General features: G+C 67.8%; 25 protein-coding genes. 13 read left to right on the top strand and 12 right to left on the bottom strand.

The genetic code is table 11. From position 1 onward, the window contains the following. Positions 1-13 precede the first annotated feature (13 nt). Positions 14-829: a septum site-determining protein MinD gene (gene minD, locus ACW4E8_RS28245; protein ID WP_013955180.1), complete on the bottom strand. Its 816-nt coding sequence runs from the start codon at positions 827-829 to the stop codon at positions 14-16. 67 nt (positions 830-896) lie between these two features. Further along, positions 897-1,709: a septum site-determining protein MinC gene (minC, locus tag ACW4E8_RS28240; RefSeq protein ID WP_456807521.1), complete on the bottom strand. Its 813-nt coding sequence runs from the start codon at positions 1,707-1,709 to the stop codon at positions 897-899. Between the two features lie 230 nt (positions 1,710-1,939). Here minC and ACW4E8_RS28235 point away from each other — a divergent pair, with 230 nt between their 5' ends. Both ACW4E8_RS28235 and ACW4E8_RS28230 read left to right on the top strand, forming a co-directional pair. Further along, positions 1,940-2,911 (top strand): magnesium and cobalt transport protein CorA, encoded by a 972-nt coding sequence (locus ACW4E8_RS28235; protein ID WP_456807520.1) that lies wholly within the window; start codon positions 1,940-1,942, stop codon positions 2,909-2,911. Between the two features lie 154 nt (positions 2,912-3,065). Continuing rightward, positions 3,066-3,770 (top strand): tetratricopeptide repeat protein, encoded by a 705-nt coding sequence (locus ACW4E8_RS28230; RefSeq protein ID WP_456807519.1) that lies wholly within the window; start codon positions 3,066-3,068, stop codon positions 3,768-3,770. A 104-nt stretch (positions 3,771-3,874) separates the two neighbouring features. Here the strand turns inward: ACW4E8_RS28230 and ACW4E8_RS28225 are convergent, their stop codons facing one another. Beyond that, complete coding sequence (locus ACW4E8_RS28225; protein WP_456807518.1) at positions 3,875-4,705, bottom strand: MerR family transcriptional regulator; 831 nt, start codon at positions 4,703-4,705, stop codon at positions 3,875-3,877. 99 nt (positions 4,706-4,804) lie between these two features. On the opposite strand from ACW4E8_RS28225, the gene ACW4E8_RS28220 reads away from it, so the two are divergent. The 3 genes from ACW4E8_RS28220 to ACW4E8_RS28210 all read left to right on the top strand — a co-directional run bounded on the left by ACW4E8_RS28220 (position 4,805) and on the right by ACW4E8_RS28210 (position 7,924). Continuing rightward, the gene (locus tag ACW4E8_RS28220) at positions 4,805-5,749 is read left to right on the top strand and encodes a LysR family transcriptional regulator (RefSeq protein WP_456807517.1); all 945 of its coding nucleotides are present in this window, start codon (positions 4,805-4,807) and stop codon (positions 5,747-5,749) included. Between the two features lie 121 nt (positions 5,750-5,870). Next, a complete protein-coding gene (locus tag ACW4E8_RS28215; protein WP_456807516.1) occupies positions 5,871-6,839 on the top strand; it encodes a Bug family tripartite tricarboxylate transporter substrate binding protein in 969 nt (322 codons plus the stop codon). A gap of 110 nt (positions 6,840-6,949) precedes the next feature. Then, the gene (locus ACW4E8_RS28210; protein WP_456807515.1) at positions 6,950-7,924 is read left to right on the top strand and encodes a M14 family metallopeptidase; all 975 of its coding nucleotides are present in this window, start codon (positions 6,950-6,952) and stop codon (positions 7,922-7,924) included. Positions 7,925-8,012: 88 nt separating this feature from the next. On the opposite strand, the gene ACW4E8_RS28205 is transcribed toward ACW4E8_RS28210, so the two are convergent. From ACW4E8_RS28205 to ACW4E8_RS28185, 5 genes are all read right to left on the bottom strand, one after another. Further along, positions 8,013-8,552, bottom strand: a complete 540-nt coding sequence (locus tag ACW4E8_RS28205; protein ID WP_456807514.1) for an Sbal_3080 family lipoprotein — start codon at positions 8,550-8,552, stop codon at positions 8,013-8,015. Positions 8,553-8,691: 139 nt separating this feature from the next. Next, positions 8,692-8,895 (bottom strand): hypothetical protein, encoded by a 204-nt coding sequence (locus ACW4E8_RS28200; RefSeq protein WP_456807513.1) that lies wholly within the window; start codon positions 8,893-8,895, stop codon positions 8,692-8,694. 31 nt (positions 8,896-8,926) lie between these two features. After that, positions 8,927-9,496 (bottom strand): OB-fold putative lipoprotein, encoded by a 570-nt coding sequence (locus ACW4E8_RS28195; protein WP_456807512.1) that lies wholly within the window; start codon positions 9,494-9,496, stop codon positions 8,927-8,929. 41 nt (positions 9,497-9,537) lie between these two features. Next, entirely contained in the window at positions 9,538-10,782 is a 1,245-nt protein-coding gene (locus tag ACW4E8_RS28190; protein WP_456807511.1) for a glycosyltransferase, read from the bottom strand. Positions 10,783-10,881: 99 nt separating this feature from the next. Then, the gene (locus ACW4E8_RS28185) at positions 10,882-11,841 is read right to left on the bottom strand and encodes a LysR family transcriptional regulator (RefSeq protein ID WP_456807510.1); all 960 of its coding nucleotides are present in this window, start codon (positions 11,839-11,841) and stop codon (positions 10,882-10,884) included. A gap of 181 nt (positions 11,842-12,022) precedes the next feature. On the opposite strand from ACW4E8_RS28185, the gene ACW4E8_RS28180 reads away from it, so the two are divergent. The 5 genes from ACW4E8_RS28180 (at position 12,023) to ACW4E8_RS28160 (ending at position 18,527) form a co-directional block, all read left to right on the top strand. Further along, the gene (locus tag ACW4E8_RS28180; RefSeq protein ID WP_456807509.1) at positions 12,023-12,997 is read left to right on the top strand and encodes a Bug family tripartite tricarboxylate transporter substrate binding protein; all 975 of its coding nucleotides are present in this window, start codon (positions 12,023-12,025) and stop codon (positions 12,995-12,997) included. Positions 12,998-13,043: 46 nt separating this feature from the next. After that, positions 13,044-14,246: a CaiB/BaiF CoA transferase family protein gene (locus ACW4E8_RS28175; protein ID WP_456807508.1), complete on the top strand. Its 1,203-nt coding sequence runs from the start codon at positions 13,044-13,046 to the stop codon at positions 14,244-14,246. A gap of 68 nt (positions 14,247-14,314) precedes the next feature. Beyond that, on the top strand, positions 14,315-15,088 hold the full coding sequence (locus ACW4E8_RS28170; protein ID WP_456807507.1) for an enoyl-CoA hydratase/isomerase family protein: 774 nt from the start codon (positions 14,315-14,317) through the stop codon (positions 15,086-15,088). A 55-nt stretch (positions 15,089-15,143) separates the two neighbouring features. Then, positions 15,144-17,498, top strand: coding sequence for an acyl-CoA dehydrogenase family protein (locus ACW4E8_RS28165; protein WP_456807506.1), 2,355 nt, complete (start codon positions 15,144-15,146; stop codon positions 17,496-17,498). A 33-nt stretch (positions 17,499-17,531) separates the two neighbouring features. Then, entirely contained in the window at positions 17,532-18,527 is a 996-nt protein-coding gene (locus tag ACW4E8_RS28160) for a Bug family tripartite tricarboxylate transporter substrate binding protein (RefSeq protein ID WP_456807505.1), read from the top strand. 42 nt (positions 18,528-18,569) lie between these two features. Here the strand turns inward: ACW4E8_RS28160 and mnmE are convergent, their stop codons facing one another. Both mnmE and ACW4E8_RS28150 read right to left on the bottom strand, forming a co-directional pair. Continuing rightward, entirely contained in the window at positions 18,570-19,997 is a 1,428-nt protein-coding gene (gene mnmE / locus ACW4E8_RS28155) for a tRNA uridine-5-carboxymethylaminomethyl(34) synthesis GTPase MnmE (protein ID WP_456807504.1), read from the bottom strand. Between the two features lie 72 nt (positions 19,998-20,069). Then, on the bottom strand, positions 20,070-20,888 hold the full coding sequence (locus ACW4E8_RS28150; protein WP_456807503.1) for a CHAD domain-containing protein: 819 nt from the start codon (positions 20,886-20,888) through the stop codon (positions 20,070-20,072). Positions 20,889-21,062: 174 nt separating this feature from the next. On the opposite strand from ACW4E8_RS28150, the gene ACW4E8_RS28145 reads away from it, so the two are divergent. The 3 genes from ACW4E8_RS28145 to ACW4E8_RS28135 all read left to right on the top strand — a co-directional run bounded on the left by ACW4E8_RS28145 (position 21,063) and on the right by ACW4E8_RS28135 (position 23,599). Then, positions 21,063-21,500: a PaaI family thioesterase gene (locus ACW4E8_RS28145; protein WP_456807502.1), complete on the top strand. Its 438-nt coding sequence runs from the start codon at positions 21,063-21,065 to the stop codon at positions 21,498-21,500. Positions 21,501-21,813: 313 nt separating this feature from the next. Beyond that, the gene (gene iscB, locus ACW4E8_RS28140; protein WP_456807501.1) at positions 21,814-23,187 is read left to right on the top strand and encodes an RNA-guided endonuclease IscB; all 1,374 of its coding nucleotides are present in this window, start codon (positions 21,814-21,816) and stop codon (positions 23,185-23,187) included. Between the two features lie 25 nt (positions 23,188-23,212). Next, positions 23,213-23,599, top strand: coding sequence for a VOC family protein (locus ACW4E8_RS28135; protein ID WP_456807500.1), 387 nt, complete (start codon positions 23,213-23,215; stop codon positions 23,597-23,599). 4 nt (positions 23,600-23,603) lie between these two features. On the opposite strand, the gene tam is transcribed toward ACW4E8_RS28135, so the two are convergent. Both tam and gatB read right to left on the bottom strand, forming a co-directional pair. Then, complete coding sequence (gene tam / locus ACW4E8_RS28130) at positions 23,604-24,374, bottom strand: trans-aconitate 2-methyltransferase (RefSeq protein ID WP_456807499.1); 771 nt, start codon at positions 24,372-24,374, stop codon at positions 23,604-23,606. Positions 24,375-24,455: 81 nt separating this feature from the next. After that, on the bottom strand, positions 24,456-25,913 hold the full coding sequence (gatB, locus tag ACW4E8_RS28125) for an Asp-tRNA(Asn)/Glu-tRNA(Gln) amidotransferase subunit GatB (protein ID WP_456807498.1): 1,458 nt from the start codon (positions 25,911-25,913) through the stop codon (positions 24,456-24,458). Positions 25,914-25,978: the final 65 nt, after the last annotated feature.

Here is a 25,978-nt window from a genome sequence, read left to right as displayed (position 1 = left end):
CCCTCCTTGACCGTTACTTGTTGCCGAAGATGCGGGAGAGCAGACCCGGCTTCTGATAGTCGGTGAAACGCATCGGCTTGTCCTTGCCGAGGAAGCGGTCCACCACGTCGCCATAGGCGTCGGCCACGTCGCTGCCTTCCAGGTGGATGGCGGGCGTGCCCTGGTTGGACGCATGCAGCACGGCTTCCGACTCCGGCACCACGCCGATCAGCTTGATGCGCAGGATTTCCTGGATGTCGGTCAGCGACAGCATTTCGCCGCCATGCACGCGCTTGGGGTTGTAGCGGGTGATCAGCAGGTGTTCCTTGATCGGGTCGCCGCCTTCGCTGGCACGCTTGGTCTTGGACGCCAGGATGCCCAGGATGCGGTCCGAATCGCGCACCGACGACACTTCCGGGTTGGTCACGATCAGCGCCTCGTCGGCGAAGTACATCGCCATCAGCGCGCCCGACTCGATGCCGGCGGGCGAGTCGCAGATGATGAATTCGAAATCCATCTCGATCAGGCCGTTGATGACCTTCTCGACGCCGTCGCGCGTGAGCGCATCCTTGTCGCGCGTCTGCGAGGCCGGCAGGATGAACAGGTTCTCGCACTTCTTGTCCTTGATCAGCGCCTGGCGCAGGTTGGCTTCGCCCTGCACCACGTTGATCAGGTCGTACACCACGCGGCGCTCGCAACCCATGATCAGGTCAAGGTTGCGCAGGCCGACGTCGAAGTCGATCACGGCAGTCTTGTGGCCGCGCAGGGCCAGGCCGGCGGCAAAGCTGGCGCTGGTGGTGGTCTTGCCGACGCCTCCCTTGCCGGAGGTCACAACGATGATTTTTGCCATGGCTCTTTGGTCCAGTAATAAGTTGAAGCTTGCGCTCTCTGCAATTCGGTCCCGAGGGCTGCCGCGGTTACTTGAGCCGCAGCGCTTCGAGGATTAGTTTTTCATCGGCCAGGCGCACCTGGGCGGTCTTGCCGAGCACATCGGCCGGAAGCGTCTGCTCCGCGGTCCGGTAGATGCCGGCGATGGAAATCAGTTCAGGCTCCATGCAGGTGCTGAAGATGCGCGCGCCGGTGTTGCCCTTGACGCCCGCCAGCGCCCGGCCGCGCAGCGGGGCATAGATATGGATGTTGCCTTCGGCGATCACCTCGGCGCCGTAGCTGACCACGTCCAGGATGACCACGTCGCCCTGCGCGTAGACCTGCTGGCCCGAGCGCAGCGGCTTGTCGATCAGCATGGTCTGGGTCTGGCGGATGGCAGCGGCCACGGCGGCGTCGGTGGTGGCCTGCGCGGCGGCGCGGACGGATTCCTCGCGCGCGGCCTGTTCGGCTGCGGCCTGTTCCGCCGCGGCTGCGGCCTTGGCCTCGGCGGCGCGGTCGGTGGCGCGATCGGCGGCACTGCCGCGGCGGGCCTGGCTGTCCAGCAGCGGCAGGCCGAAGCGCTCGGCCCACTCGCGCTGGCCGGGGCGGGCCACCACGCCGATGGCGCGGGCCTTGAGCGTGGCCAGCGTATCGATCACGGTGCCAAGCGCGACTTCGCTGTCACCTTCCAGCGCGCGCAGGTCCAGCGCGATCACGTCATTGGAGAAGAAGTCGGGGGTGGCTTCAAAGCGGGAGAGGAGGTCATCCCGCAGCGCTGCCATGTCGGCGGTCTGGAGGGCGAGAAGGAGGGCGTCTACGTTGCCACTGCGCAGCTCGAATCGTGGCGATTTCTTCTGGGACATAGCCGGGTGACCGTGGAAATGCCACATTCTAACGTCGTATCTGTCGCGAACTGTAACAATTGGATCGATATGTACAGCAGGTGGCGCGTGGGTTCCTTATGCACGTGCACAGCACACTGTAACGCTGGGCAAGTGCGGCCAGCGTGGTTTGTCGCGCGAGGCAACGCGCATCAAGTCCGGCGCAGCGTAAAGGCTTGTTACGATTGCGCCATCTGATCAGCGGAGTTTCCATGGGCGCCATCGTCAATTGCGTGGCCTACCGGCAGGGCAAGCGGCTCAGCACGGTGGGCATGGAGGAGATTCCCACCGTGCTGGGCGTACCGGGCACCTTTGTCTGGCTGGGCTTGCATGAGCCTGACCTCGCGCTGCTGCGCCAGGCCCAGCAGGCGTTCGGCCTGCACGACCTGGCGGTGGAAGATGCGCTCGATGCGCACCAGCGCCCCAAGCTCGAGTCCTACGGCGATTCGGTCTTCGTGGTGCTCAACACGGCGCAACTGGTGGAAGACGAAGTCGTGGTCGGCGAGACCCATCTCTTTGTCGGCCCCAACTATGTGGTTTCGGTGCGCCACGGTGTCAGCAGCACCTATGCGCCCGTGCGCGAGCGCTGCGAGCACGACCCGCACGGACTGGCCAATGGCCCGGGCTATGTGCTTTACGCGCTGATGGACTTTATCGTCGACCACTACTTGCCCATCGTCACGCGCCTGGAAGACACCTTCGAGGCGCTGGAGCAGGGCATCTTCCGCGACGAGTTCGACCGCGCGGCGATCGAGCGCCTGTACCAGATCAAGCGCCAGGTGCTGCGCCTGCGCAATGCGGTCAGCCCCGTGGAAGACATGTGCGGCCAGCTGATCCGGCTGCACGAAGACCTGGTGCCGAAGGAGCTGCGCGCCTATTTCCGCGACATCGAAGACCACGCCAGCCGGTTGGTGCGCACGCTCGACGTGGTGCGCGAAATGCTGACCACTGCCGTGCAGGTCAACCTGGCGCTGGTCACCGTGGGCCAGAACGAGGTGGTCAAGCGCCTGGCTGGCTGGGGCGCGATCCTGGCGATCCCGACCGTGATCTTCAGCCTGTATGGCATGAACTTCGATTTCATGCCTGAGCTAAAAATCCCCTTCGCCTACCCGGCCGTCGTCGGCGTGACCGCAGTCGCCTGCGGGGGACTGTGGCGGCGGCTGCATCGGGCCGGGTGGATCTGAACACCTGGTTTTATCTGTGCGAGGAATGATCGTGGCAGATATTGTGACCGATTGATTATTCGCATGGATATTCTGGCGATTCCGCGCCTGCCTACCGGCGCGGTGTCCTGACTCCTACACTGGAATCAGGAAGGCGCTGTGCCCGGAGTCCGCCATGTCGATTGCCCGCCCCCCGATTGCCGCCTTGCTCGCCGGCGCCACCGCCGCATGGCTGTTGTGCATGCAGCCGGCAGCCTCCGCACCGCAGCCGCCTGCCCCCGCGCAGGCCCAGACCCGCGACGCGGTCACCGCGTATGAAGCGGGCAACTTCGACCAGGCCCTGCGCGGCTTTGCCAATGCGGCCCGGCAGGGCAACCGTCTGGCCCAATTCAACTACGCAATGATGCTGCTGCGCGGTGAGGGCACTGCCGCCCGCCCGCAGGAGGCGTTGGTCTGGCTGAAAAAAGCGGCCGACAACCAGATGACGCATGCCCAGTACACCTGGGGCGACCTTTATGAGCGTGGCGAACTGGTGCCGAAGTCACTGGAGGAAGCCAACCGCTGGTATGCACTGGCCGCACAGGGCGGGCATGTGCAGGCGCAGATGGCGCTGGCGACGAATTACTTCACTGGCCGGGGCGTGCCGCGCGACTACGGACAGGCGTTCATGTGGTACAGCCGCGCGGCCAGTGCCGGCGACGGCGGCGCGCAATACATCGTCGGCAGCTTCTACGAGCACGGCGAGCCTGGGGTGGTCGACCGGGATATCGAGCAGGCCAAGATCTGGTATGCACGCTCAGCCGCGCACGGGGATCCGGGCGCGCTGGCGAAGTTGCGGTCGTTGCTGGAGGAGTCGGTGCGGGGAAGCGCGGCGAGGTAGCGCAGCGGGATGAGTGTGCCCGGAAGTGTCAACCATGCCCTCGCACACCTGTCACCTGTGTGCCCGCTCTGCACAGCGGGGGAGGGGACCAGACCGGCGCGGGATCATGGCTTCCCGCCGCCCCCGCCTTCCTCATCATGCAAATGCTCGATGATCGCCGCCACCCGGTCCCCCAGATACTTGTTGGCCGAGATCTCCAGCGCCCGCATCATCTCTGTCTCCGCCATCACCAGCGCCAGCGGGCGGATGCGCCACAGGATCTCCACCAGCCGCGGCACGTCCTGCGGCGGCGGCAGCTTGCCAACGCCAAAGCGGTCCAGCTCGCGCACCACGGTAGCGACGATATGGTCCGATACCGCCTGGAAATGCCCGCGCGACTGCGCGATGATCTCCAGCACGTCTTCCAGCGCAAAGCCCGCCTGGGCGATCTCCGCGCCCGCGGCCAGCGCGCGCGGGCTGCGCGCGAGATAGCCCAGGCCGTCCGGTTCCAGCAGCCCCAGTGAGATCGCCTTGGCCAGGGCCGGGCGCGAGATCGCGCGGCCGAACAGCCGCGCCAGCGCCAGGTAGGAGTAGTGCCGCGGCGTCTCGTCGGTCCACGGGCTGTTGATGGCGGTCTCCAGCCCCAGGATCGAGCGCAGGTCGTGCCCTTCGACGATGGCCTTGAGCAGCTCGGTGATATTGGCCAGCGTATAGCCGCGCGCCAGCAGGTGGTGGATCAGCTTGAGCCGCCCCAGGTGCGCCTGCGTGTAGATGCCCACGCGCCCGCGCCGCAGCGGCGGATCGATCAGGCCGCGGTCCTGGTAGGAGCGCACGTTGCGCACCGTGGTGCCGGCCACGCGCGCCAGCTCGTCGATGGTGTATTCCGGCGCGGGCGGCGGGGTGTCGGACGCCTGGCTGGTCGGGGACGAGGGGTGGCGGCGCCGGATCAGTGTCATGCGAAAAATTCTAACCGAGGAATGCGGCAGGCAAAGGGTGGCGGCCGGTTTTACCGATAATGAGGGCATCGCCGTCCCACCCTCAACCGTCCGCCTTCCATGCATATCCGCTGGCTCGAAGACTTCGTCTGCCTGGCCCAGGCCGGCAGCCTGGCGCGCGCAGCCGAACTGCGCAACGTGACCCCGCCCGCGTTTGGCCGGCGCATGCAGGCGCTGGAGGTCTGGGCCGGCGCCCCGCTGATCGACCGCAGCGCGTTCCCGGTGCGGCTGACCGCCGAAGGGCGCCAGTTCCTGGAAGCCGCGCAGAGCGCCTTGCGCACGCTGGACGAGACCCGCCTGGCGTTGCGCGCCGCGCACCGCGCCGACGCCAGCACGGTCACCATCGCCACCGGCAAGACCCTGGCGCGCTCGATGGTGCCGGCGTGGCTGGCGGGCCTGCGCGAGGCGCTGCGGCCCGACCCGGCGGCGGGCGGCTTCCGCACCCGGCTGTCGACCTTCCCGATGCACGACGCGCTGGCCATGTTTGCCGAGGGCGATGCCGATTTCCTGCTCTGCTACAGCCCGCCGGACCTGCCGGTGATGCTGGACGACGCGCGCTACCAGTTCCACCTGGCCGGCGTGGAGCGGCTGGTGTGCGTGAGCGCCGCCGATACGCGCGGCGCGCCGCTGCACCGGCTTGCGACCGCCAAGTCGGCCGCAAAGCCGGTCCCGATGATCGCCTACGCCGAGACCCTGACACTCGGCCGCATGGTCAACCAGGAGATCGCGCGCCGCAAGCTGGCGCCGCGGCTGGACGTGATCGCGGTCAGCGACTTTGCCGAGTCGGTGCACGAGATGGTGCGCCAGCGCATGGGCCTGGCCTGGCTGCCGGCACGGCTGATTGCCGACGACCTGCACGCCGGGCGCCTGGTGCGTGCCATCAGCGGCGTACGCAGCGATGATGGCGGCGACCTGGCGCTCGATATCCGCCTGTACCGCCCGCGCGCGCCGATGCGCCCGCTGGCCGAGGCCTTCTGGCAGGCGGCGGTGCAGGCACCGCGCTGATGCGCCTTCGGCCACCATTGCCGAATCGGCAACCCCCCTTGCCAAAGCTGCACGCCGGGCCGGTTCCGCGCTTCTAACATCGGCCCACAACAACCATTCCGGAATCCCCAGAGACGAGACCATGAAGACCATCCTGCGCGCGGCCGCTGCCGCACTCTGCCTTGCCGCTTCCGCCGGCGCCGTTGCCTCCGCCTGGCCCGCCAAGCCGATCACGCTGGTGGTGGGCTACACCGCCGGCGGCAGCGTCGACCTGGTGGCCCGAACCATCGCCCCGGAGCTGGGCAAGCGCCTCGGCCAGAGCGTGGTGATCGAGAACCTGGGCGGCGCCGGCGGCACCATCGGCGCGGCCAAGGTGGTCAAGGCCGAAGCCGACGGCTACACCCTGCTGATGGGCTCGGGCAGTGAAGTGTCGATCGCCCGCCTGACCAACCCCGCCGTGCGCTACGACGGCGAGAAGGACCTGGCGCCGGTGACCTTCGTCGGCACCCAGCCGATGGTGCTGGTCGGCAAGCCCGGCTTGGCGGCCAAGAACGCGGCCGAGCTGATCGCGCTGGCCAAGGCGCAGCCGGGCAAGCTGTCGTATGCCTCGTCGGGCGTGGGCACGCCGCTGAACCTGGCCGGCGAGCTGATCAAGCAGCAGGGCAAGGTCAATATCACGCACGTGCCGTACAAGGGCGCGTCGGCCATGGCCACCGACCTGCTCGGCGGCCAGATCGACCTGGCGGTGATGGTGCTGTCGTCGGCGCTGCCGCATATCCAGGCCGGCCGCGTGCAGGCCTACGGCGTGACCAACGCCAAGCGCTCGCCGGTGGCGCCGAACGTGCCCGCGCTGGCCGAGACGCCCGCGCTCAAGGGCGTCGACATGGGCGTGTGGTTCGGTCTGATGGGCCCGGCCAAGCTGCCGCAACCGGTGGTGGAGCGCCTGAACACCGAGATGCAGGCCGTGCTGGCCATGCCGGATGTGAAGAAGAAGCTGGCGGAAGCCGGCGTGGAAGTGGCGCCGGCCAATCCGGCGCAGTTCGGCAGCTTTATCAAGCGCGAGACGGGGCGCTATCGCACCATCGTGCAGACGGCTGGCATTCACGAGTAAGAGATGAGGCGGGCGGCGCTGGCAAGACCCCGCCGCCCATCCTCAACCTGATCCCCGGAACACGACCCGGCGGCAGCGATCCGCCAGGCGCCCTGAACGCACCGATTCCCATGACCCAGCCAACCGCACCGATCGACGCCTACCCCGTCGATGTCGCATTCCCCGACATCCGCGCCTACGCCGCCGGCAACACCGGCATCCCCTACCTGTTCACCTTCGACAGCGGCCAGCCCGGCCCGCACGTGATGGTCAACGCGCTGACCCACGGCAACGAGGTCTGCGGCGCCATCGCCGTCAAGGCGTTGCTGGACCACGGCCTGCGCCCGCGCCGCGGCCGGCTGACGCTGGCGTTCGCCAACGTCGATGCGTACCACAGCTTCGATGCCGCCAGGCCTGACGCATCGCGCTTTGTCGACCAGGATTTCAACCGCGTATGGACCGCCAGGGTGCTGGATGACGCCAGCCTGGATTCATCGGAGCTGCGCCGCGCGCGCGCCATGCGCCCGGTGATCGACACCGTCGACCTGCTGCTGGACCTGCATTCGATGCATGAGAAAAGCCGGCCGCTGATCGTCTCAGGCCCGCTCGACAAGGGCATCGCCCTGTCGCGCGCGCTGGGCGCGCCGGCCGATGTGATCGTCGACGAAGGCCACCCCGAAGGCCGCCGCATGCGCGACTACGATGGCTTTGGCGATGCCGCCAGCCCGCGCAACGCGCTGCTGATCGAATGCGGCCAGCACTGGGAGCCCGCCGCCGTGACCGTGGCGCAGGACAGCACCGCGCGCTTCCTGCTGCATGCCGGCGTGATCGATGAAAGCGACGTGCCCGCGGGCTGGCTGCAGCCGCTGCCCGCCACGCAGCGCGTGGTGCGCGTGACCGAGCCGGTGGTGGCCACCAGCATGGACTTCCGCTTTGCCGGCCCCTATACCGGGCTGGAGACCTTTACCGAGGCCGGGACCGTAATCGGCTGGCGCGACGGCGAGCCAGTGGTGACGCCGTATCCGGATTGCGTGCTGGTGATGCCGTCGCTGCGCCAATTGCGCCCGGGCGTGACCGTGGTGCGCCTGGGCCGGCTGGAACGCTGATCCGGGTACGCTGGGCCGGGCGCGGCTGCGCCCGGCAAGATGCTGCGCAGAGAGGCATGGTCCGGCCCTCCGGTTGACTGCAGACAGGCTAGGCCGCCGGGGCGGCCGTGCTCGCCGGCGGCGGGGGCGGCAGCATGCCGGGGAACAGCTGTTCAACCAGTTCATCCAGCTTGGACGACGGCTGCACGAAGTTGCTCAGGTTGAGCCCGCCCGCGCTGCGGTTGGCGTTATAGATGGCCTTGCCAACACGGTCGCCGTTGCGGAACACGGTGATGTCCGCGCTGTTCAGGTACGCAGTCCAGTACCAGGCGCTGCGCGCCGTGTACAGCGCCACCACCGGGCACGCCGCGATCGAGGTCTGCGCCTGCAGCACCTTCACCTCGAAATTGCGCCGCCGCAGCGATGAGAGAAAGTTCTCGACAAAATCATTGCCCGTGACCGGGTTCACCACCACGCACAGCAGCGTGCCGTTGGCGCCGTAGTTGCCCATCGGGCCGCCGCCAGCCGGCACCTGGAACGCGACAAGGGGATCGGTGCGGTCGGGCCGGTCGACCGGGGTCACTGCCTGGTAGGTCGAGCAACCGGTGATCAGCAGGCCAAGGCCTGCGGCCAGCAGAGCTTTGTACATGGATGTCCTGTGTGGCTGGGGCGGGCTGCCATGCAAGACGCAGTGGCCACCGCATACCTTCACACTGTAGGCGCCGGTACGCCGATCCAATCGTCCAAACAGAAGCGCAAAACGGCCGCTTCTGCGCCGGGGTGGCGCCTCAGCCGCCCGCGCCGCCGCCTTGCGCCAGCCGGCCCACCAGGACCAGGCAAAGCCCGGCAAGGCAGACCCCGATGACTGCGACCTGCAGCCGCGTGACGGGTTTGCCGCCAAACAGCGTCTGGCTGAGCCAGGCGGGCGAAACCACGCCGACGATGGTGGCCACCATGATCAGGATGGCAAGGATGGACAGAACGGATTGCATGGCGGGACTCCGGAATCTTGGACAAGCGCGATCAGTTGGCGCCGCCGCGCAGCAGGCAGTCGCGCAGCAGCGGTGCGCCATCCGCCAGCCCTGCGCCGTTGCATTCCAGCGCCACCTTCTGGCCGCGCCGCACCATGGTGGCTCGGGCTTCCACCTCGCACACCCGTCCTGCCGGGCCGCAGATCTGGCGTTGCAGCAGCAGTGCGCGCACATTCACGCCGGGATCGTTGGTGCGGATATCGACAAAGACCTGGTCGCGCTCGCGGCGAATGCCGCTGGCGACGCCTTCGACGATCAGGTACTGGCCCAGGTAGCGGGTGTCGGCTTCCTTGGGGTTGTCGCGGTAGTCATTCAGCAGCGTGTCGGCCTGGAGCTGCGGCAGGCGGTCCGCGGGGCGCTCCGGGTCGATGCTGATCGGGTCGAGCGTGCCATCGCGCGGCACCCCGCGCACGATGCTGGCCGGCACCGCGCTGGCTTCGGCCTGCGCCTCGGGTGCGGCACCGCCGACATCGTCGCGGCGGTCATTGCCGGCAAACCACAACATGCCAAGGACAGCCACGGCGACGATGGCAATAAGGATTTGCTGGGTACGGTTCAACATCGGAAGGTCCTGCGTCAGTGAATGCGGAAGGCGGAACGGGATTATGCGCCCTGCCTGCCGCAAAAGCGCTCAATCGCCGCCACGGCATTGTCGACGCCGCGCTCGGCAGCCATCGCGCGGCCCAGCGTGGCGGCCCGTTCGCGCGTGGCCGGTTGCTCGGCAAAGGCGATCATCGACGCCAGCCGCGGCGCGTCGATCTTGTGCCCGGCGACATAACGCGGCGCCACGCCCAGCGCCGCCAGCCGGCCCGCCCAGAAGAACTGGTCGCCCGCAAACGGCAGCACGATCGCCGGGACGCCCGCCGCCGCGGCCGCATGTGTGGTGCCCGCACCGCCATGATGGATTGCCGCCGACACGCGCGGCAACAGCCAGTCATGCGGGGTGGCGCCCACCACGTGGAAGTTGGATGGCAACGCCGCCACGTCGATGCCGCTCCAGCCCGGATAGAACAGCGCGCGCCGGCCATCGACCGCCTGCATCAGCGCCGTCACCACCTTGTGCCGGTCAAAGCCCGCCATGCTGCCAAAGCCGATATACAGCGGCGCCTCGCCGGCCGCCAGGAAGTCGCGCAGCGGCGCGTCCGGTTGCCAGTCCGGCTGCGGCGACATGGTCCACGCGCCGCTCACCAGCCAGTCGTCATGCCAGTCATGCGGACGCGGGACCAGGTGCGGCGAGATCGCGTACAGCGTCGGAAAGTCCGCCCACATCGCCTTGCGCGCTGACGCGCCGAACAGCCTGGAGCGCGCAGCATTGGTCGCGGTACGGAACATGCGCCACAGCACGAAGTTGATTACGTGGTGGCTGGCGCGATTGGCCCACCCCGGCATCCTGAACGGCGGCAGCAGCGCGGACGGAAAGGCCCGCGTCGGCGAGATCGGGAACATGCCCGCGCCGATCACCGGCTTGCCCAACTGCTCGCCCACCGACAGCGCCACATACGCCGTCAGCCCCGAGAACACGATGCCATCGGCATCGCGCGCGGCCTCCGCCAACTGCGCCATCCACGCCTCGGTGTTGTCCTCGGCAATGCGCGCGAATGCCCGTGTGGCCTCGGCGACGTTGCCGCCTTCGGTCATCAGCTTGTGCAGCGCGCCGCCCGGCGCCAGCGTCTGCTGGATATCGCCTGCCATCGGAGCAAAGGCCAGGCCGTGCTCTGCCGCGAGCGTGGCTGCCAAGCGTTCGCCCAGCATCAGCACGTCGTGGCCGGCGGCGCGCAGGCCGAGGCCCAGCGCGACGATGGGGCGGCAGTCGCCCTGGGTACCGAAGGTGATGAGGGTCAGGCGCATGAAGGGGAAACGTGCAATGCAAAATCCGCATCGCAGCTTCGATTGTGGTGTTCCCGACAGTTTACCCGGGCGTAGCTTGCGCGGCAGACCGGCCTGGCCTCAGGAAGCGTGTGCCGGCCACCGGCCATCGGCAACCAGGGCCTGCACGGTGTCGGAAATCAGCGCTTGCACGGTCGACGCGGCCATCGACAGTGGGGTGGTGGCAGAGCGGCACAGGTAGACCGGCCGCGAAATGCTGGGTTCGACGATCCGGGCCGCGGACAGCAAGCCGCTGCGCAATTCGCGGCGGACCGATGCATAGGACAGGATGGTGAAGCCGACCCCCGCCGCGGCCAGCTCGATCAACTGCGGAATGGCGTTGACTTCCGCCAGCACGCGCAAGCTGACGTGATGGGATTTCGCGTAGCGGTCAATCAGCGCGCGCAGGCCATGCAGCCCGGCCGGCAGGAGCATGGCGTAGTCAGCGAGTTCGGCGAAGGCGACCTGGCCGACCGTGCCCGGACTGCCGGGGCCGGCATCCGGCGCCCCATAGAGTGCGCCGGGGGGACCCACCAGGACCAGGTCCTCGTCCAGCAGATGCTCGAACAGCAGCCCGGCGCCAGGATCCACCTGGAAGGTCAGGCCGATGTCGATGTGGCCGCTGAGCAGGCGCTCCGGGATATAGCCCGTGCTCAGTTCGATGATCTGGAGCTGGATCTTCTGCCAGCGCGCCAGCGTCTCGCGCACCAACGCCAGGGTCAGAATCTGCGCCATGGATTGGGGCAGGCCGATCGCGACGCGGCCCGCCGGCTCGGCCACGAAGTCGCGGACATCCTCGCAGGCCAGGTCGACGCGCGTCAGGATGTCCTTGGCGTGACTCACGAAGCGCAGGCCGGCCGCCGTGGGCAGCACGCCCCTCTGGGTACGGTCGAACAGCCTGACGCGCAGTTCCTGTTCGAGTTGCTTGATCTGGAGGCTCAGCGCCGGCTGGGCCAGGTGCATGTGCTCGGCCGCCCGCGAGATCGAACCCGCGGACATGACGGCCAGGAAGCACCGCAAGTCCCGTATATCAATGGCCATGATGGGATTCCCAGCGAACGCGCGACAAGGCGGAGGCTCAGTATATAAAAAATATATGCCTGGCATCGTGAAACGGTCTTTTACTTATAGCAAGGCCGGCGCCATAGTGGCAACCAGATTCCCCATCCCGCCGGGCAAGCGTGCCCGGGCAGGGCGCAAGGGAGCCACACCGGAGACTGCCATGACATTCAGCCGCCGCACCCTGCTGCTCGGCACTGCCGCCGCCTTGCTGGCCCGGCACGGGTTTGCGCAGGGCTGGCCTTCCAGGCCGATCAAGATCGTGGTCCCGTTCGCGGCGGGAGGTCCGGGCGACTTCGTCGCGCGCCTGGCCGCGAAGCATCTCGCGCAGGTGCTGGCGCAGCCGGTCGTGGTCGAGAACAAGCCAGGCGCCAGCGGCAACCTGGGGGCGCAGATCGTGCTGGACACGGAGGCCGATGGCCATACCCTGTTGCTGAACACGGTCGGCATGCAGGCGGTCAATCCCTTGATGTACCCGGCCGCGCGCTTCCTGCCGCAGCGCGATTTCGTGGCCATCGGCATTGCCGCCACCGTGCCGAACGTGCTGGTGGTCCATCCGGGCAAGCTCGGTGTCACGACCATGAGCGACCTGGTCAGCCTTGGCAAGGAACGGCCCGGAAACCTTACCTTTGCCACCTACGGGCCGGGCAGCTCCCCGCATATCTACGGTTCGCTGCTCCAGCGGCTGGCCGGCTTCTCCGCCATTGCCGTGCCATACAAGGGCAGCGCGCCGGCCAGCAGCGATGTGATGGCGGGCCAGGTGGACTTCCTGTTCGACAGCATGACCACCTGCGTGGGCCAGGTACAGGGCGGCAAGCTGAAGGGGCTGGCTATCACCTCGGCTGAGCGGTCGCCGCTGTTGCCGGCCGTCCCCACCATGAAGGAGGCGGGCTACGGCGGCCTGGACCTGAAGTACTGGCTGTCGCTCCAGGCTTCGGCCAAGACCCCGCCCGAGATCGTCTCCGCGCTGCGCCAGGCCCTGGCCAGGGCGCTGGCCGATCCCGCCTATCAGCGCGCCCTGGCCGCGCGTGGCGCAGAGCCCCTCCTGATCGCCCCGGCGCAACTGCAGGCCTTTGTCGACCGCGATGCTGAACGCTGGACTGCCGCGGCCCGCAGCATTGGCATCCGGGCGGAATAGCCGCCACCCGGTCCTCTCATCCGACTTCACATCCATTCCATTGCCCATGTTTGCGCTACAAGGAATTCGCGTGCTGGACCTGAGCAAGGTGCTGGCCGGCCCGCTGTGCGGCCAGTATCTCGGGGAACTCGGCGCCGACGTCGTCAAGGTCGAGCCGATCGGCGTGGGGGACGACACCCGCGCCTGGCTGCCGCAGGAGCAGGGCCAGTCGGCAACCTTCCTTTCGGTCAACCACAACAAGCGCAGCATCGCGGTCGACCTCAAGACCCCCGAGGGACAGCAGATCGTGCAGACCCTGGCCGCCGGCGCGGACATCGTGCTGCAGGGCTTCGGCGGAGGCACCGCGGCCCGGTTGGGCGTGGACCACGACAGCCTGAGCGCGCGCAATCCCCGCCTGATCTACTGCGAGATCTCTGGCTATGGCCGCACCGGTCCGCTCGGCAACGAGCCCGGCTATGACGTCATGCTGCAGGCATTCAGCGGCATGATCAGCACCATGGGCGATCCGGCAGGCAACCTGGCGCGCGCCAGTTTCTCTCCGGTCGACCTGGGCACGGGCATGCATGCCTTCAGTGGCATCCTCGCCGCGTTGATCGAGCGCGAAAAGACCGGGCACGGCGTCTACCTGGAGGTCTCGCTGCTCGATACCGCGCTCGGCTTCATGGGCTACATGGCGCAGAACTACTGGCGCACCGGCCGGGCGCCGGCGCGCATGGGGACCGCGCACCCCGCCATGGCCCCGTACCAGGCCTTCGATGCGGCGGATGGCCCACTCATGATCGGCGTCGGCAACGATGCCCAGTGGCGCCGCTTCTGCACGGTCGCCGGGCTGCACGACCATGTCGATGATCCCGCGTTCGCCACCAATGCGGCGCGCGTGGCGAACTTCGCGCGCACCGTGGATCTCGTGCAGCGCTGCATCGCCACGCAGCCGGTCGCATTCTGGCTGCAGGCATTGCGCGCGGCAGGCGTGGCCTGCTCGCCCATCCACACACTCGACCAGGCCCTTGCCCACCCGCAACTGGAGGCGCGGCAGCTGGTGGTCGAATCGGAACACCCGGTGCTGGGCACGGTCCGGAACATGGGTTTGCCGGTGCGGTTTCGCGACGGCAAGCGGCAGGCGCACCGCGCGCCGCCCCTGCTGGGGCAGCACACCGAGGAAATATTGCGCGAGGCAGGCTATGGCCCCGACATGATCCGGCGCTACCAGGCCGACGGCATCGTGGCGGTCGCCGGCTCCGTCACGTAGTGAGCGCGAGGCAACCCCGCCCCACCCCAGTCAACTGAAGACCGTCTCATATCCACCCAATGGAATCCATGTCCTCCATCCGCTATGCCGTGCGCGACCAAGTCGCGGAAATCCAGCTGGACAGCCTGCCAGTCAATGCGCTGAACGAGGCCATGATCGACGACCTGATCGGCGCCATGCGGCGCGCCGCCGAAGACGACTCGGTGCGCGCCGTGATCCTCGGCAGCGCCATCCCGCGCCGCTTCTGTGCCGGCCTGCGGCTCGATGCCGTGCAGCAGTCTTCGCCGAGCCAGCTCTATGCGCTGGTGGAGAAGCTCTATGTGGGGTTGTGCGAGGCGCAGTTCCAGCTGAAGAAACCATCGATCGCGGCGGTCGAGGGCGCGGCGCGCGGCGGTGGCATGACCCTGGCCATCTCATGCGACATGATCGTGGCGGCCGAGGAGGCAACGTTTGGCTATCCCGAGATCGACGTCGGCATGATCCCTGCCATCCACTATACGCACCTGCCCCGCATCGTCGGGCGCCACCGCGCCTTTGACCTGCTGTTTACCGGGCGCGCATTCGATGCGGACGAAGCCTGGCGGCTTGGCCTGGTCAGCCGCGTCGTGCCGCAGCCGGACGTCATGCGCGAAGCCCGGGCGCTGGCGCGATCCTTCTGCGAGAAATCGCCCACCATCATGCGGATGGGCCGCGCGGCCTTCCTGCGCGCCAACGACTCCGACTACCGCCGCGGCGTAGCCGGTGCGGTGGAGAGCTTCGGGAATATCGCGGCAACCGACGACGCAAAGGAAGGCGTGGCGGCATTCGTGGAGAAGCGCAAGCCCGCGTGGTCGCCAGGGTGACTGTCATCCCGTCAGGAGAACGCAACCCAGCAACGCTTTCATCAAAGGGCCAACGATGTCAGATCATTCCCGCGCCGATCGCCTCGATGCATTCCGCCAGGAGGTTCGCAGTTTCCTGCGCGAGGCGGTCCCGCCCGATATCCGGGCCGCTTCGCGCGCCCATTGCCTGGTGACGCGCGAGCAGGCTGCGCGCTGGCAGCGGATCCTGCATGCGCGCGGGTGGGCGGCGCCTGGCTGGCCGCGGGAGCACGGCGGCCCGGGGTGGTCGCTGGTGGAGCAGGCAATTTTCCGGGAAGAGCTGGCGGCCAGCGACGCGCCGCGCTATGACAATCTCGGCATCGATACCATCGGGCCCACGCTGATCCGCTACGGCACGCCCGAGCAATGCCGGCGCTTCCTGCCAGGCATGCTGTCCTTCGATGACTTCTGGGCGCAAGGCTATTCCGAACCCGACGCCGGGTCCGACCTGGCGTCCTTGCGTACCGTTGCGCGGCGCGATGGCGACGAATGGGTCGTCAATGGCAGCAAGATCTGGCAGACCCTGGGCCAGTGGGCCAACTGGGCACTGGTGCTGGTCCGCACCGATCCGTCTGCCCGACGCAAGCAAGAGGGCATCTCGGTGCTGCTGATGGACCTGCGCGCACCGGGCGTGACGGTGCGGCCGATCCGCTTTATCAACGGCTCGCACTTCCACGTACAGATGTTCTTCGACGACGTGCGGGTGCCCGCGGCCAACCTGGTGGGCGTGGAACACGCCGGCTGGTCCATCGCCAAGGGACTGCTGGTGATCGAGCGCCTGTTCGTCGCGCGAGTGGGGGACTGCAAGGCGGAGCTGGCCAGCGTCGCGAAACTGGCCGGCAAATGGCGCCCGGGCCCCGGCGCGCAGATCGAGGACGCCTTGCTGGCGCGCCGGCATGCCGAGCTGGACATTCGCATGCGCGCGCTCGAAGCCGCGTGGTGGCCGGCAGTGCGGCTTGCCGAGCAGGGCGGCAGCCCGGAACTGGAGGCTTCGCTGCTCAAGCTCGATGGCAACCTGCTGCTGCAGGACCTGCACACGTTCAAGCTGGATGCGTTGGGCGCTCGAGCATTGCCCTTCGATCCTCGCGCGATCGATGGCGAGCCCGATCCGGAGCCGCTCTCCCCTGGCCATGCCGAGAACTTTCCGCTGCACTACTGGCGCTACCGTGGCATCACGCTGGCGGGGGGCTCGTCGGAGATACAACGCCAGATCGTTGCCAAGGCTGTGTTCGGCGGACTGACCGAGATCGATCGCCCCCGCCAGGACGAGATGGACGAGCAGCAGGTGATCATGGACGGCACCCTGCGTCGCTGGCTGGACAAGCACTACGGCTTCGAGCGCAGGCGCGAGATCATGGTTGCCAGGGACGGCTTCGACCCTGCCGCATGGGCTGCCCTTGCCGACCTGGGCCTGACCGGCCTGCTGGTCCCCGAGTGCGACGGCGGCCTGGGCGGCACCCTGTCCGACCTCGTGCCATTGCTGGAGGCGCTCGGCGAGGCCCTGGTGGTGGAGCCCATGCTCTGGAGCTCGGTCCTCGGCACGCAGCTCCTGCTTGGCGCGGAGAGCGCAGAAGGACGCGGACCGCTGCTCGTAGCGCTGGCCAGCGGCCAGGACCGCTGCGCGCTGGCCTATCGCGAGGGTCAGTCCCATCGCGACGTCCACCATCCCGAAACCGTTGCGCGCCGGGATGGCACGCGCTGGCGCCTGCAAGGCGTCAATCGGCTGGTGATGGGCGCCGCCCAGGCGCAGCATCTGTTCGTGACGGCTTGCCTGCCTGAAGGTGGGCTGGCGCTGTTCGTTGTGCCGAGCCAGGCGGCCGGTGTCGGCATGCGCGCTTATCAGCTCCACGACGGGCGCAGCGCGGCGGATGTTCGCTTCGACGACGTCGAACTGCCTGCGTCCGCGCTGCTCTGCGGCGCAGACCACGCCCCGGCGTTGCTGGACGACGCGCTGGAACTTGCCACCCTCGCCCTTTGCGCGGAAAGCATCGGGGCCATGCGGCGATCGCTTGCTCTCACGGTTGAGTACATGCGCACGCGCAAGCAGTTCGGCCGTACCCTGTCAGAGCAGCAAGTGCTTCAGCACCGGGTGGTCGACCACTATCGTGGCTGGCATGCCGCACGCCACCTGGTGCGCGAAGCCGTTGCAGGCTGGCGCCTGGTGCCGCCGGCCGAGCGCTCGCGCCGCGTCAGCGCCGCCAAGTACATGGTTGGCCATGCCAGCCGTGCGATTGCGCTTGACGCCCTGCAACTGCATGGGGCGATCGGCATGCAGGACGAAACCCCGATCAGTCACTACAGCAAGCGCCTGATGGCCAACGATGCGCTGCTCGGCAATGCCTCTGCGCATCTCGGGCGGTTTGTCGATGCCGGCCATCGCTCGCAGGCGTGAACAGGACAACACTGAGAAGAAGGAGGCAATGCCATGCAAGCACTCCGCAGTACCAGGCGCCTGGCGCTCGCGCTTACCGCTGCCCTGGGCGCAATGATGGTGACCCCGGCTGTGTCCGCGCAAACGGGCGCGGCGTGGCCTGCGCGGCCGGTCACCATCATCGTGCCGGGCGCGGCGGGAGGCACGATCGATATTCCCATCCGTCTGCTCGCGCAGAAACTGAGCCTTCGCCTTGGCCAGCCTGTCATCGTGGACAACCGGCCCGGCAGCGGGGGCATCATCGGCACGCAGGCGGCGCTACGCGCGCCCGCCGACGGCTACACGCTCCTGGCCGGGAATGTCGGGCCGCAGGCCATCAACTACAGCGCCTACAAGACCCTGCCATACAAGCCGGACGACCTGGTGGGGATTACCGATGTCATCTCCTTTCCCAGTGTCCTGGTCGTCAACGCACAGTCCCCGATCCGGAGCGCCGCCGACCTGGTCACGCAAATGAGAGCGCAGGCCGGCAAGCTGTCCTTCGGCTCCTCCGGCATCGGCCAGACCAGCCACCTGACCGGCGAACTGCTCAAGCAGCGCACGGGAACGGATGCCATTCACGTTCCCTATCGCGGTTCCACGCCGGCGACCACCGCGCTGCTGGCCGGTGAAACGACTTTCCAGTTTGACAACCTGACACAGGCCTTGCCGCATATCCGGGCCGGCAAGCTGCGCCCGCTCGCCGTGACGTCCGCACGGCGAATCCCCAGCCTGCCCGAGGTGCCGACCATGGAGGAAGCCGGGGTGGGCAACCTCTTGTCGACGGCGTGGATCGGCATCTTTGTGAAAGCCAACACGCCGCCGGAGATCGCAGCCAGGCTGCATGAGCACCTGGTCGCGGTCTTGCGCGCCCCCGACATGGTTGCCGAAATCAGCAGGATGGGCGGCATTCCAGGCGGACAGACGCTGGAGAGATTCGCCGCCTTTGTCACGGCGGAACGCCTGCGCTGGAGCGAAACGATCAAGACGTCGCACCTGAGCCTGGATTGAGGTCAGGCGTCGGCGCCTGGCTTGATCGTCCGGCGCTGTGCCTTATTTTCCGATGCAGAAACGCGTAAAGATCGTCCCCAGCAGATCATCACTGGTGAACTCACCCGTAATGCTGTTCAGGCAATCCTGCGCCAGCCGCAGCTCTTCGGCAAACAAGTCCAGCGCCTGCGCCTGGTGCTCGGCCTGCTCCGCGGCGATATCCAGATGCGATTGCGCATTCCGCAGCGCCGTCAGGTGCCGTTCGCGCGCCAGGAAGTTGCCTTCGTTGCCCGACTGCCAGCCCACCAGCCGCAGCAGCTCACGACGCAGCAGTTCAATGCCGGCCCCGGTGCGCGCCGAGATCCAGATCTCTGTCGGATTGGGGCCATTGGCCGCGACCACATGCGGTCGGTTGCCGCCGAAGACGACATCGCCAACCGCGGGCGCCTTGTCGATCTTGTTGACGATGCGCACGATCGGCGAGCCTGGCGGCAGTTGGCCGCTGAGCTGGTCGTCGATGGCGTCGTCAATCTCCGAGAGGCCGTGGCGCAGGTAGTCGGTGGCGTCGACCAGATGCAGCACGATGTCGGCGCGGCGGATGGCGTCCCAGGTGCGTTCGATGCCGATGCGCTCGACTTCGTCGGCGGCGTGCTCGCGCAGGCCGGCGGTGTCGATGATATGCAGCGGGATGCCGTCGATCTGGATGGTCTCGCGCACGCGGTCGCGCGTGGTGCCGGCGATGGGCGTGACGATGGCCAGCTCCGCGCCGGCCAGCGCGTTCAGCAGCGACGACTTGCCCACGTTGGGCTGACCCGCCAGCACCACCGACAGACCCTCGCGCAGCAGCGCGCCCTGGCGCGCCTGCGCCAGCACGCCGCCAAGTTCAGTGCGGATGGTGGCAAGCTGGCCGCGGGCGTCGGACTGCTCCAGGAAATCGATCTCTTCTTCGGGGAAGTCCAGCGTGGCTTCTACCAGCATGCGCAGGTGGATGACCTTATCCACAAGCTGGCGGATGGCGTTGGAGAATTCGCCCTCCATCGAACGCGCCGCTGAGCGCGCCGCGGCCTCGGTGCTGGCTTCGATCAGGTCGGCTACAGCCTCGGCCTGGGCCAGGTCGAGCTTGTCGTTGAGGAAGGCGCGCCGCGTGAACTCGCCGGGCTCTGCCAGGCGCAGGCCGATGCCGTCGCCTGCTTGCAGGCAGCGCGTCAGCAGCATCTGCATCACCACCGGGCCGCCGTGGCCCTGCAGCTCGAGCACTTCCTCGCCGGTATAGGAATTGGGCGCCGGGAAATACAGCGCCAGGCCGTGGTCGATGACCTTGCCATGGCCATCGAGGAACGGCAGGTAGGTGGCGTGGCGCGGCTTCAGCGCCTGGCCGCAGACGGCGCGCATCACGGGGCCGACATCGGGGCCCGACACACGCACCACGCCGATGCCGCCGCGTCCGGGCGCGGTGGCGATGGCGGCAATGGGAACCTGGGGAGCAGTCATGGCGGTATTGTCGCAGATCGGGTGCAGTTGGCGTGGCACGCGGTGGGCAGGCCGCCATGGCGGGCGGGGTGGTCAGCTGGCGCCGGGCGGCGGCCGCGGCGCCTCGTCCGGCATCGCCTGCGCCTGCAGGCAGTCGGCCAGCAGCCGGCGCGCGACGATGCCGTCGACAATACGGCCGAGCTTCGCCTGCCGCTTGACCAGCTTGCGATGCAGGTCCCTGGTGTAGCGGATTGGCAGCACCGGCGCGAACGCCTCGATCACATAGCGCAGTCGCTTGCCGGCGATGCGCTGCTCATGCACCGCGCGGGGATCGCCGCGGCGTGCCGCCTTTGCCAGCGCGCGCAGGCGCTTGCGGCCGCGGCGCACGCGCTTGCGCGCAAAGGACCCAAGGCGGCCGCCGTCATTGCGGGCGCCGGCGGCCAGATGGGCCAGGTGCGTCAGGTCGCGATGCAGCGCGGGCAGGGGCCAGTCACGGTAGCCGGCCAGGGCCGACAGCATGGTTTGACGCGCGGTGTCGCGGCGCTCACGGGCGGTGTCGGCGATGGCCGACAGCACGGTATCGTCCGGTTCCCGTTCGCGGGCCGGGGCAATGGTTTCGGCCAGGAATACGTCCCAGTCGCGCACGTCGCTGGTGGCGCGCGCCAGCATGCGCAGGTCATGCTTCCAGCGAGCGCGCTCCTGCCGCGGCAACGACGGCCCCAGGGCCCAGAGCACCGCGCGCGCATGGCGCACCGCCACGCGCAGCGCGTGCAGGTCTTCGGGCTCGTCGCGGTGCAACAACTGGGCCAGGCTTGCTTCGATGCGCGCCAGGCTTGCCTGCGTCAGTGCGGCGAAGGCGGCGGCGGGCCGCGTCTTGCAGCGTAGTGTGGGGGGATGGGCGTCGGCGATCATGGCGGGCTGCATGCGCTCAGGCGCGCATGCGGGTCGCGGATGCTTCCAGTGTAGGCGACAGCACGCCGGCCCGCTTCGGCGCGGCGTAAAAGGCGCATGGATGGTTGACAGCCGGGCGCCTTCACGCTGCAATGCGCACATCCCGGTGATGCAGTGACCCGACAAGGAACAGCCATGACCACCGAACAGGAACGGCTTCTGCTGCGCGACACCATCGAGGCGGGCTTCCGCCAGGCCGCCTTCGTCAATGACGTCGGCATCACGCTGGCGGACTGCGGGCCCGGCTGGTGCGAATCCACGCTGGCCATTACGCCGCGCCACCTGCAGCATGGCGGCATCGTCCATGCGGGCGTGCAGGCCACCATGGCGGACCACACCGCGGGCGCGGCGGCATCCACCATCCTGGAGGCAGGCCAGCACGTGGTCACCGCGGAGTTCAAGATCAACCTGCTCAGGGCCGTGCGCAGCGAACGGCTGCGCTGCCGTGCCGATGTGCTCAAGTCCGGCCGCGCGATCATCGTGGTGGAGGCGGATGTCTTTGCCGACGTCCACGGTGAATCCGTGCTGGTCAGCCGCCTGAACGCCACCATGAGCGTGCTGGACCTGGCCTGAGCGCCCTCCCACCCTTGAAAGGAAGCGACCCGTCAACTACCCCGGCCTAAAGGCCGGAGCTTGAAAGGCAACTGACAAGCTCGGGTTGACCAGGCAAAGCGGTAACCAACCCGCTACGTTGCGAACAGGTGCAAGACCGACGTTGGGATGCTTCCTTAGTCCCAACCTCTCGAAGCCCCGGTTGCAGACAAGCGACCGGGTAAGCACGAAACGGATCGGGGCAGATCGCCGGTTCGTAACATTGCCGAAGGGAGACCTCCCGCAGGGGAGGCGTAACCAGGCCCGTAAGGGCAACCATATTGGGGAGATTGCCATGGCAGTCTTTGTGTTGGACAAGCACGGCAAGCCGCTGATGCCGTGCAGTGAGAAGCGGGCCCGCTTGCTGCTTGAGCGGGGCCGCGCTCGTGTACATCGCCTGATGCCGTTCGCAATCCGGCTGACGGATCGACGTCTGGTGCAAAGCGCTCTGCAGCCGCTACGCCTCAAGCTGGATCCTGGCAGCAAGGAGACCGGCGTGGCCATCGTCCGCGAAGCCACCTCGGATGCGGCAGGCGAACCTGATGCTTTTGTGCTTTCGCTGGCTGAGATCATCCACCGCGGCCGGCAGATCAGCGAAGCACTGACGTCGCGCCGGTCAATGCGGCGCGCCCGGCGCGGGCGCAAGACCCGTTATCGCGCAGCCCGGTTCAACAACCGGCGCAAGCCGACAGGCTGGCTGGCACCCAGCCTGCGCCACCGCGTTGACACCACCGCCGCGTGGGTGCGTCGCTTCATCAAACTCGCGCCCATCACCGCCCTTAGCATGGAACTGGTGCGCTTCGACATGCAGGCGATGGAGAATCCTGAGATATCCGGCGTCGAGTACCAGCAGGGCACCCTCCAAGGCTACGAGGTGAGGGAGTACCTGCTGGCGAAGTTCGGGCGCAGCTGCTCCTACTGCGATGCGACGGATCGCCCTTTGGAAGCCGAGCATATCGTCGCCAAGGCGAACGGGGGATCCGATCGCGTTTCCAATCTGACGCTCGCTTGCCGGCCTTGCAACCAGAAAAAGGGCAAGCTTGCGCTGGAGGCATTCCTGCGCCGGGACCCGGCACGCGCCAAACACATCCTGGCCCGTGCAAAGGCGCCGCTGCGCGATGCCGCCGCCGTAAATGCCACCCGCCTCACACTGTTGGACGCACTCAGATCCTTCAGGCTGTCCGTCGAGACCGGGTCAGGCGGACAGACGAAGTACAACCGGCGTCGGCTCGAGATGCCAAAGTCGCACGCCCTGGACGCTGCCTGCGTCGGCAACGTGCACGCTGTCTCGGACTGGCAACGCCCCGTGCTGCGCATCAAGTGCGCGGGCCGCGGTCGCTATCAACGGACCCGACTTACCGCTCACGGCTTCCCGCGGGGCTATCTCATGCGCAACAAGCGCGCATTCGGCTTTCAGACCGGCGACATGGTCAAGGCCGTGGTGCCCTCCGGGAAGAAGGCTGGCACCCATGTTGGCCGGGTCGCGATCCGTGCAACCGGCTCTTTTAACATCCAAACCGCCGCAGGTGCCGTGCAGGGCATTTCCTACAAACACTGCAGAGTGATCCAGCGCGGCGATGGATTTGCTTATTCAACCGTAGCGCCCACAACAAAGGAGAGCGACCCCAGGGGCGACGCTTCGCGTCGCGCGCATCCCTCCCCGGCCTGAAGGCCGAGGTTTCTCGCGCAAACGGATGATCGACCACACCGGCGTAAGCGTCAGCGACTACGGCAAGAGCCGCGCCTTCTACCAGGCGGCGCTGGGCGCCATCGGCTATGTGCTGGACAAGGAATTCCCGGCCAGCGTCACCGGCAGCACCGACGTGGCCGGCTTCGGCCCGCCGGGCCAACCCGACTTCTGGATCCACCGCGGCACGCCCAACCAGCCGCCGCTGCACGTGGCCTTCCGCGTGGACAGCCGCGAGACCGTCGATGCCTTCCATCGCGCGGCGCTGGCCGCGGGCGGGCGCGACAACGGCGCGCCGGGCCTCCGCGCGCACTACCATCCCGACTACTACGGCGCCTTCGTGCTGGACCCGGACGGGCACAACATCGAAGCGGTCTGCCACAAGCCTGCGTAGGGCCTCAGCGCGTCGCGACGATGAACAGGCGCGGGAACGGCAGCAGCACCGACCCATCCGGCAGCGCCGGGTACGCCTTGGCAATCTCGGCTTCGTAGCGCGCCAGGTAGGCGGCGCGCTCGGCCTCGTCCAGCGGCTGCAGGAAGGGGCGCAGGCCGCTGCCCTTGAACCACTCCACCACCGCGGCCGGGCCGCCCGCCAGCGGGTGGTGGTACGTGGTCAGCCATACATCCACGCGCTGGCACAGCGGGCGCAGCAGCTCGTAGTACCACTGCGCCGGGGCGCGCTCGGCGCGGGCCTTGCTGGCGCCGGCGAGCTTTTCTGCCCACGGGCCTTCCGCCGCCACCTGGCGCATCAGCCGGTGCGCGGGTTCTTCCAGGTTGTCCGGCATCTGCACGGCCAGCGTGCCGCCGGGAGCGAGCCTGGATACCAGTGCCGGGAACAGGCTGGCGTGGTCAGGCAGCCACTGCAGCACGGCATTGGCCAGGATCACGTCATAGGGCCCGGCCTCGTCCCAGGCGCCGATGTCGGCCACGCGGAACTGCACGTCGGGCAGGCGCTTGCGCGCCGCGTCGACCATGTCCTGCGAGCTGTCCAGCCCGGTCACCGACGCCCCCGCATAGCGCGCCAGCAGCACCTCGGTGGAGTTGCCCGGCCCGCAGCCGATATCCACCGCGCTGCGCGCGATCTCATTGGGGATGGCAGCCACCAGGTCGCGGACCGGGCGGGTGCGTTCGTCTTCGAAGGCGACGTATTGGTGGGCGGACCAGCTCATGGGGATCTCCTCTTAGGGCAGGCCAGTAGGATACGCCTGCCGCTGGCGGTTCGCTGGTCCCGTCAGCCCGCCCTTACCCCATTAGCCCAGTTTCTTCTTCAGCAGCTCATTCACCTGCGCCGGATTGGCCTTGCCCTTGGTGGCCTTCATCGCCTGCCCGACCAGCGCATTGAACGCCTTCTCCTTGCCCGAGCGGAATTCCTCGACCGACTTGGCGTTGGCGGCCAGCACGTCGTCGATGATCTTCTCCAGCTCGCCGGTGTCGGACATCTGCTTCAGGCCCTTGGCCGCGATGATGGCGTCGGCATCGCCGCCGTGCTCGCCGGCCCACATCGCCGGGAACACGTCCTTCTTGGCGGTGTTGTTCGACACGGTGCCGTCGGCGATGCGCGCGAGCAGGCTGGCCAGTTGCGCCGGCGTGACCGGTGCGGCGTCGATGGCGATGCCTTCGCGGTTCAGCTGCGAGGCCACGTCGCCCATCAGCCAGTTGGCCGCAGGCTTGGCATTGGTCGCGCCGGCGTCGGCCACCACGGCCTCGTAGTAGGCGGCGAAGGCCTTGGTGGCGGTCAGCGTGGTGGCGTCATACGCCGACAGACCGTACTGCGAGACAAAGCGCGCCTGCATCGCCGCCGGCAATTCGGGCAGTTCGCCGCGCACGCGGTCCACCCAGCCGGCATCGATTTCCAGCGGCATCAGGTCCGGATCGGGGAAGTAGCGGTAGTCGTGCGCGTCTTCCTTGGTGCGCATCGCGCGGGTCTCGCCGGTATCCGGGTCGAACAGCACGGTGGCCTGCTGGATCTTGCGGCCGTCCTCGATCTCGGCGATCTGCCACTGCACTTCGTACTCGATGGCCTGTTGCAGGAAGCGGAACGAGTTCAGGTTCTTGATCTCGCGGCGGGTGCCGAATTCCTTCTGGCCGAGCGGGCGCACCGACACGTTGGCGTCGCAGCGGAAGCTGCCTTCCTGCATGTTGCCATCGCAGATGCCCAGCCACACCACCAGCGAGTGCAGCGTCTTGGCATAGGCCACGGCTTCGGCGGCGCTGCGCATGTCGGGCTCGGTGACGATTTCCAGCAGCGGGGTGCCGGCGCGGTTCAGGTCGATGCCGGTCATGCCGGCAAAGTCTTCGTGCAGGGACTTGCCCGCGTCTTCTTCCAGGTGGGCGCGCGTCAGGTTGACGGTCTTTTCGTAGAACTCGCCCTTCTTGCCTTCGACCTGGATGGTGATGGTGCCGCCCTGTACCACCGGGATCTCATACTGGCTGATCTGGTAGCCCTTGGGCAGGTCGGGGTAGAAGTAGTTCTTGCGCGCAAAGATGCTGCGCGGCGCGATGGTGGCGCCGATCGCCAGGCCGAACTGGATGGCGCGCTCGACCGCGCCCTTGTTGAGCACCGGCAGCACGCCCGGCAGCGCCAGGTCCACCGGCGAGGCCTGCGTGTTGGCCTCGGCCCCGAAGGCGGTGGAGGTGCCGGAAAAAATCTTGGAGGCCGTCGAAAGCTGAGCGTGCGTTTCGAGGCCGATCACCACTTCCCATTGCATGGCGGTATTCCTGTTCGGTTCTTTCGGTTCTGTCTGTTGCGGTGGAGCGGCGGCGCCGCTCCGGT

The organism is Cupriavidus sp. CP313 (assembly GCF_054072015.1).
The sequence above is the reverse complement of the archived record's forward strand: the minus strand, read 5'-3'. Positions and strand labels throughout refer to the sequence as shown.

Excerpts from the sequence above, each read along its gene's own strand:
- ACW4E8_RS28165 (WP_456807506.1), top strand. The coding sequence starts at position 15,144 with ATGTCAGATCATTCCCGCGCCGATCGCCTCGATGCATTCCGCCAGGAG.
- minC (WP_456807521.1), bottom strand. The coding sequence starts at position 1,709 with ATGTCCCAGAAGAAATCGCCACGATTCGAGCTGCGCAGTGGCAACGTA.
- ACW4E8_RS28200 (WP_456807513.1), bottom strand. The coding sequence starts at position 8,895 with ATGCAATCCGTTCTGTCCATCCTTGCCATCCTGATCATGGTGGCCACC.
- ACW4E8_RS28195 (WP_456807512.1), bottom strand. The coding sequence starts at position 9,496 with ATGTTGAACCGTACCCAGCAAATCCTTATTGCCATCGTCGCCGTGGCT.
- ACW4E8_RS28175 (WP_456807508.1), top strand. The coding sequence starts at position 13,044 with ATGTTTGCGCTACAAGGAATTCGCGTGCTGGACCTGAGCAAGGTGCTG.
- ACW4E8_RS28135 (WP_456807500.1), top strand. The coding sequence starts at position 23,213 with ATGATCGACCACACCGGCGTAAGCGTCAGCGACTACGGCAAGAGCCGC.
- ACW4E8_RS28220 (WP_456807517.1), top strand. The coding sequence starts at position 4,805 with ATGCATATCCGCTGGCTCGAAGACTTCGTCTGCCTGGCCCAGGCCGGC.
- tam (WP_456807499.1), bottom strand. The coding sequence starts at position 24,374 with ATGAGCTGGTCCGCCCACCAATACGTCGCCTTCGAAGACGAACGCACC.
- ACW4E8_RS28185 (WP_456807510.1), bottom strand. The coding sequence starts at position 11,841 with ATGGCCATTGATATACGGGACTTGCGGTGCTTCCTGGCCGTCATGTCC.
- mnmE (WP_456807504.1), bottom strand. The coding sequence starts at position 19,997 with ATGACTGCTCCCCAGGTTCCCATTGCCGCCATCGCCACCGCGCCCGGA.
- ACW4E8_RS28235 (WP_456807520.1), top strand. The coding sequence starts at position 1,940 with ATGGGCGCCATCGTCAATTGCGTGGCCTACCGGCAGGGCAAGCGGCTC.
- gatB (WP_456807498.1), bottom strand. The coding sequence starts at position 25,913 with ATGCAATGGGAAGTGGTGATCGGCCTCGAAACGCACGCTCAGCTTTCG.
- ACW4E8_RS28160 (WP_456807505.1), top strand. The coding sequence starts at position 17,532 with ATGCAAGCACTCCGCAGTACCAGGCGCCTGGCGCTCGCGCTTACCGCT.
- ACW4E8_RS28205 (WP_456807514.1), bottom strand. The coding sequence starts at position 8,552 with ATGTACAAAGCTCTGCTGGCCGCAGGCCTTGGCCTGCTGATCACCGGT.
- ACW4E8_RS28170 (WP_456807507.1), top strand. The coding sequence starts at position 14,315 with ATGTCCTCCATCCGCTATGCCGTGCGCGACCAAGTCGCGGAAATCCAG.
- ACW4E8_RS28190 (WP_456807511.1), bottom strand. The coding sequence starts at position 10,782 with ATGCGCCTGACCCTCATCACCTTCGGTACCCAGGGCGACTGCCGCCCC.
- minD (WP_013955180.1), bottom strand. The coding sequence starts at position 829 with ATGGCAAAAATCATCGTTGTGACCTCCGGCAAGGGAGGCGTCGGCAAG.
- ACW4E8_RS28145 (WP_456807502.1), top strand. The coding sequence starts at position 21,063 with ATGACCACCGAACAGGAACGGCTTCTGCTGCGCGACACCATCGAGGCG.
- ACW4E8_RS28225 (WP_456807518.1), bottom strand. The coding sequence starts at position 4,705 with ATGACACTGATCCGGCGCCGCCACCCCTCGTCCCCGACCAGCCAGGCG.
- ACW4E8_RS28210 (WP_456807515.1), top strand. The coding sequence starts at position 6,950 with ATGACCCAGCCAACCGCACCGATCGACGCCTACCCCGTCGATGTCGCA.
- ACW4E8_RS28150 (WP_456807503.1), bottom strand. The coding sequence starts at position 20,888 with ATGATCGCCGACGCCCATCCCCCCACACTACGCTGCAAGACGCGGCCC.
- ACW4E8_RS28230 (WP_456807519.1), top strand. The coding sequence starts at position 3,066 with ATGTCGATTGCCCGCCCCCCGATTGCCGCCTTGCTCGCCGGCGCCACC.
- ACW4E8_RS28215 (WP_456807516.1), top strand. The coding sequence starts at position 5,871 with ATGAAGACCATCCTGCGCGCGGCCGCTGCCGCACTCTGCCTTGCCGCT.
- iscB (WP_456807501.1), top strand. The coding sequence starts at position 21,814 with ATGGCAGTCTTTGTGTTGGACAAGCACGGCAAGCCGCTGATGCCGTGC.
- ACW4E8_RS28180 (WP_456807509.1), top strand. The coding sequence starts at position 12,023 with ATGACATTCAGCCGCCGCACCCTGCTGCTCGGCACTGCCGCCGCCTTG.